General features: G+C 41.0%; 5 protein-coding genes. 1 reads left to right on the forward strand and 4 read right to left on the reverse strand.

Features of this window, described 5'->3' with window-relative positions:
• The coding region (locus CXF74_RS20530; protein ID WP_157822484.1) for an MFS transporter at positions 1-450 on the forward strand (450 nt) is incomplete at its 5' end.
• 102 nt (positions 451-552) lie between these two features.
• On the opposite strand, the gene purB is transcribed toward CXF74_RS20530, so the two are convergent.
• From purB to CXF74_RS20550, 4 genes are all read right to left on the reverse strand, one after another.
• Positions 553-1,923 (reverse strand): adenylosuccinate lyase, encoded by a 1,371-nt coding sequence (purB, locus tag CXF74_RS20535; protein WP_101084396.1) that lies wholly within the window; start codon positions 1,921-1,923, stop codon positions 553-555.
• A 222-nt stretch (positions 1,924-2,145) separates the two neighbouring features.
• Positions 2,146-2,775: a high frequency lysogenization protein HflD gene (gene hflD / locus CXF74_RS20540; RefSeq protein WP_101084398.1), complete on the reverse strand. Its 630-nt coding sequence runs from the start codon at positions 2,773-2,775 to the stop codon at positions 2,146-2,148.
• A gap of 2 nt (positions 2,776-2,777) precedes the next feature.
• Positions 2,778-3,887, reverse strand: coding sequence for a tRNA 2-thiouridine(34) synthase MnmA (gene mnmA / locus CXF74_RS20545; RefSeq protein ID WP_101084400.1), 1,110 nt, complete (start codon positions 3,885-3,887; stop codon positions 2,778-2,780).
• Between the two features lie 218 nt (positions 3,888-4,105).
• Positions 4,106-5,012, reverse strand: a 907-nt coding sequence (locus CXF74_RS20550; protein WP_198552942.1) for an MATE family efflux transporter, incomplete at its 5' end; no start/stop codon positions are given.

Genomic DNA, 5,012 nt, shown 5'->3' on the forward strand with positions numbered 1-5,012 from the left:
GCCTATGTGGGGGTGTTTAATATCTTTGGTTCATATTTCTGGGGAGTGATGGGGGACAAGTTTAATAAGCGCTATGTCATGACGTCTTTATATCTTATTCGCTCTGTGGTGATTGCTGCTTTTGTGCTATTACCGGTCACAGTGGACACCGCGACTATTTTTGGTGCTGCTATTGGTTTTTGTTGGTTAGGCACAGTGCCTTTAACATCGGGGTTAGTACGCCAAATGTTTGGGGCGCGATATATGTCCACGTTATATGGTTTAGTCTTTTTTACTCATCAACTTGGCAGCTTTTTAGGGGCTTGGGTTGGAGGGCTTATTTACGACTATTACGGATCTTACGAACCGATTTGGTGGGCAACGGTTGCCATGGCGCTTTGTGCCGCACTACTTCATCTACCGATTAATGATCGCCCTGTACCGCGTTTAATGGCAATGGCTAACGCTTAAGTCTTGTCGAAAAATCGAGTTCAGCGTGAGAGATACACGATGCAGAAACAAAAAAGACAACCCGAAGGTTGCCTTTTTTTTATCGCTTAGCAGTTTAAATGCTTAAACCATTTTGTCTACTAACTCGATTGCTTGACCAATGTAAGAAGCTGGTGTCATCGCTTTAAGCTCGTTTTTAACGTGCTCAGGAAGCTCAAGTGTATCGATGAATTCAGACATACCAGGGCCATCTACGCGTTTACCACGTGTTAGCTCTTTTAGTTTTTCGTATGGCTTTTCGATAGCGTAACGACGCATTACTGTTTGGATTGGCTCAGCCAATACTTCCCAGTTTGAGTCTAAGTCTTTATGCATGTTTGCTTCATTAGCTTCTAACTTGCTAATACCTTTAAGGCTTGATTCGTATGCAATCACTGAGTAACCGATAGCAACACCTAAGTTACGTAATACAGTTGAATCAGTTAAATCACGCTGCCAGCGAGAAACAGGTAGTTTCGCTGCAAGGTGATCAAAGATTGCGTTAGCAAGACCTAAGTTACCTTCGGAGTTTTCAAAGTCGATTGGGTTAACTTTGTGTGGCATTGTTGAAGAGCCAATTTCACCGGCAATCGTTTTTTGCTTGAAGTGACCCAGGCAAATGTAACCCCACATGTCACGGTCAAAGTCTAAAAGGATCGTGTTGAAACGTGCAATCGCATCAAATAGCTCTGCGATGTAATCATGCGGTTCAATTTGTGTTGTGAACTGGTTAAATGTAACGCCTAGGCTAGTGACGAATTCTTCAGCAAAATTCTGCCAGTTAACTTCTGGGTAAGCACTAAGGTGAGCATTGTAGTTACCGACTGCGCCATTAGTTTTACCTAAAACTTCAGTTGCTTCGATTTGTTTAACTTGACGTTGTAGACGTGCAACAACGTTTGCTAGCTCTTTACCTAATGTAGTCGGTGAAGCTGGCTGACCATGTGTACGAGACATCATAGGCATTGCTTTGTATTCGATTGCTTTTGCTTTAATCGCATCAACAAGACGATTACAGTAAGGCAAGATAACGTCTGTTTTAGCCGTACCTAACATTAGTGCGTGAGATAGATTGTTAATATCTTCAGACGTACATGCAAAGTGGATGAACTCAGAAACCGCGTTTAATTCCGTGTTATCAACTACTTTTTCTTTAAGGAAATATTCAACCGCTTTAACATCGTGGTTTGTTGTTGCTTCAATGTCTTTTACACGTTGAGCGTCAGCTTCACTGAAGTTAGCAACGATTGCATCAAGGTGTGCATTTGCTGCGTCAGAGAAAGCAGGAACTTCTGCGATACCATCTGTTTGTGCTAGTTTTTGTAACCAACGCACTTCAACTTGTACGCGGAATTTGATTAAACCAAATTCACTGAAAATGTCGCGTAAAATTGCAGTTTTGCTACCGTAACGGCCGTCAACTGGTGATACAGCTGTTAGTCCTGAAAGTTCCATTTGTTGCTCCTAAAGTATGTAGGTTGTTTAAATAGTTGTGTTTCTTAAAGCTGTCAGCTGTTAGCTTTCAGCTGTTAGTTTTATACTCTTTGTAAATTTTGTTCTCGCTATCAGCTATCAGCTTTATAAACCTCAAACCATAACACCTGTTGGCATTAAGTTGTTTGCTACTGCTTTTGACTTTACTGAAAGCTGACCGCTAATAACTGATAGCTTTTCTTGTTATATGCGCTTTAAATTTTGTTTTGCTTGGTGAATCATCGCTTTGCGTGAGAACAATAATTGACGACGTTTGCCGCCAATTTGTCGCCATAAAACCGCAGCACGAACACCCGCTAATAATAATGCGCGGATTTTATGCTGTGTGACCACTTGTTGCAAGCAAGATGGTTTGCCATTGACCTGAATTTTTGGGCCTAAGTTACTGATAATATCTTTATAAATGCTATCTAAATTGGCTAATACACTTTCATCAGCAATATCAAAATGATTAAGCTGACGTGTGACTTGATTGATGCGTTCACCTAATAGGTTCATTGCCGAGCCATTTTGAGTCAGCTTTTTCTCTAATGCAATCATACCCACCGCGTATTTAGTGACTTGCAAATTACGCTGGTTATTAGGGTTATCAAGTTGATCAACCATGCTTTTAAAGCCTTGCTCTAATGATGCATAACCACCAAAAGTATCAATCGGGCTGTCACTGTCGACGGCCATAATTGATTTTAATGACGCTTCAAAGGCATCGATATTAGGGCATAGACCTGTTGTTGCTATTTTATCAACAAGGTAAGCGGCTTGTGTGATTGCAGCAAAGGCAATAACACGAGAAGGAAGATCATGATAAGACATAATTATTTGTTCTCTTGTAAATGCTGTTCGATAATCGCGCCACCGAGGCACACTTCATCGATATAAAATACCGCTGATTGACCCGGTGTTACCGCAGACTGCGGTTCATCAAAGATAACTTCTAGTGTGTCATCATCAATCGGATTAACGGTACATGGGATATCTGTTTGGCGGTAACGTGTTTTTACCGTACATCTAAAACTTTCTGTTTTTGGTGTTCTATCAACCCAATCACACTGTTTTGCGATTAAACCATAAGAGAATAGAGCAGGGTGGTTTGCACCCTGTGCAACAAGCAGACGATTATTATCCATGTCTTTACCCACTACATACCATGGGTTTTCATTAGAGTTCTGCATGCCACCAATGCCTAAGCCTTTACGTTGACCTAACGTATGGTACATCAAACCTTGATGTTGACCGATAACGTCACCGGTAGGTGTCACAATATCACCCGGCTGTGCAGGCAGGTATTCCTGTAGGAAATCAGTGAATTTACGCTCACCAATAAAACAGATACCCGTGCTGTCTTTTTTATTTGCTGTAATTAAATCTTGTTCTTCAGCGATACGACGTACTTCTGGTTTTTCCAGCTCACCAACAGGGAATAATGTTTGTGCTATCTGTTTGCCACCGACAGCGTATAAGAAGTAACTTTGATCTTTATTGCCATCAACACCACGTAGTAGTTGTGCTTGGCCATCAACGTCACGACGGCGGCAATAATGGCCTGTCGCGATAAAATCTGCGCCTAAATCTTCAGCTGCAAACTCTAAGAATGCTTTGAATTTAATCTCTTTATTACACATGATATCAGGATTTGGCGTACGGCCTGCTTTGTATTCCGCAAGAAAATGCTCAAATACATTGTCCCAATATTCCGCTGAGAAGTTGATTGTGTGTAGCTTGATGCCTAATTTATCACAGACTGATTTAGCATCAATAAGGTCTTGGGCTGCAGCACAATACTCATCGGTATCATCCTCTTCCCAATTCTTCATGAATAGCCCTTCAACCTGATATCCCTGCTGTTGTAATAAATACGCAGAAACAGATGAATCAACACCACCGGATATACCGACGATCACTTTAGTTTGGCTATTGTCTTTCATAAAAAATTCTCCTACTGATTTGAGGCGCGATTTTAACAGAAAAACAACAGAATTGAACTAATAATGTGAGTTAGGTAACGCAGTGAAGATTAAACAAAAGTTGGGCATGTAAATGCATAAGAAATGCATGGCTGAAGCAGAGGAAAAGCATGAGGAAGACGTAAGAAAAGCAAGAAAAGAACGGCTGAATACTTTGTATATTTAACCGTTCTTTGAGGTTAGTTAGACACTAAATTAGCTAACCAGCGTTTTTTAAACATGCGCTGAATGGTTAACAGTGCTTTGACTATTTCTTCTGACAGCATCATTAATAATACCCAATGCAATGGCCACTGCCAGACTAATGCAGCTAACAGTACCGTAGGAATACCCACAACCCACAGACCAAAGAGATCGATAAACGCGCTGTATTTAATGTCGCCACCGCTTTTTAATACGCCATTAATGGCCATCATATTATGTACTTTTAGGGCGAGGCCTAGCGCTAATACCAATGATACGTTAACGATCATTTGGCTATTCTCAAACTCACGTTGCTGTAAAAAATCTAATAAATAATGCTGATTTAAGGCTAACAATCCCGCTGTCGCAAGGGCTAAAAATACGCCGGTATAAACCGCTGTCCAGGATTGATACCAAGCGCGTTCAAATTTATTCGCGCCTAATTCATGACCTATCATAATGCCACACGCACTGCTCAGGCCAAAAAATGCCGAGAGAAACATGCCTTCAAAAGGTGCAATTAAGGAATGAATCGCTAACGCTTCCGTGCCCATGGCTGCAATAATCAAGCTGTACACTAAAATGCCTAATGCCCAACCCGCGTGCTGTATAAGAATAGGAAATACAAATTTCATAAACTTAAACATTTCGCTCTTTTCAACGGCTTCTTTAAATTCTGCAAGCGTCGGGATTAAAGTAGGGCGTTTATAATGGATATATAACATCATAATAATAAGCTGGCTCATGCGTCCAATGACAGTCGCCCACGCCGCTCCTGCGACACCCATCGCTTCGATTGGACCCGCACCAAAAATCAGTATGAAATTGAAAATAACATTAATGATAATAGCTAAAATACCGATCACAGTAGGTGCCATTACATCGTTATTAACACGTAATGCA

Source organism: Psychromonas sp. Urea-02u-13, from assembly GCF_002835995.1.
Taxonomy (GTDB): Bacteria; Pseudomonadota; Gammaproteobacteria; order Enterobacterales; family Psychromonadaceae; genus Psychromonas.

What these genes read in the sequence shown, in the direction of transcription:
- purB (WP_101084396.1), bottom strand. Translation starts at nt 1,923, where the DNA reads ATGGAACTTTCAGGACTAACAGCTGTATCACCAGTTGACGGCCGTTAC.
- hflD (WP_101084398.1), bottom strand. Translation starts at nt 2,775, where the DNA reads ATGTCTTATCATGATCTTCCTTCTCGTGTTATTGCCTTTGCTGCAATC.
- mnmA (WP_101084400.1), bottom strand. Translation starts at nt 3,887, where the DNA reads ATGAAAGACAATAGCCAAACTAAAGTGATCGTCGGTATATCCGGTGGT.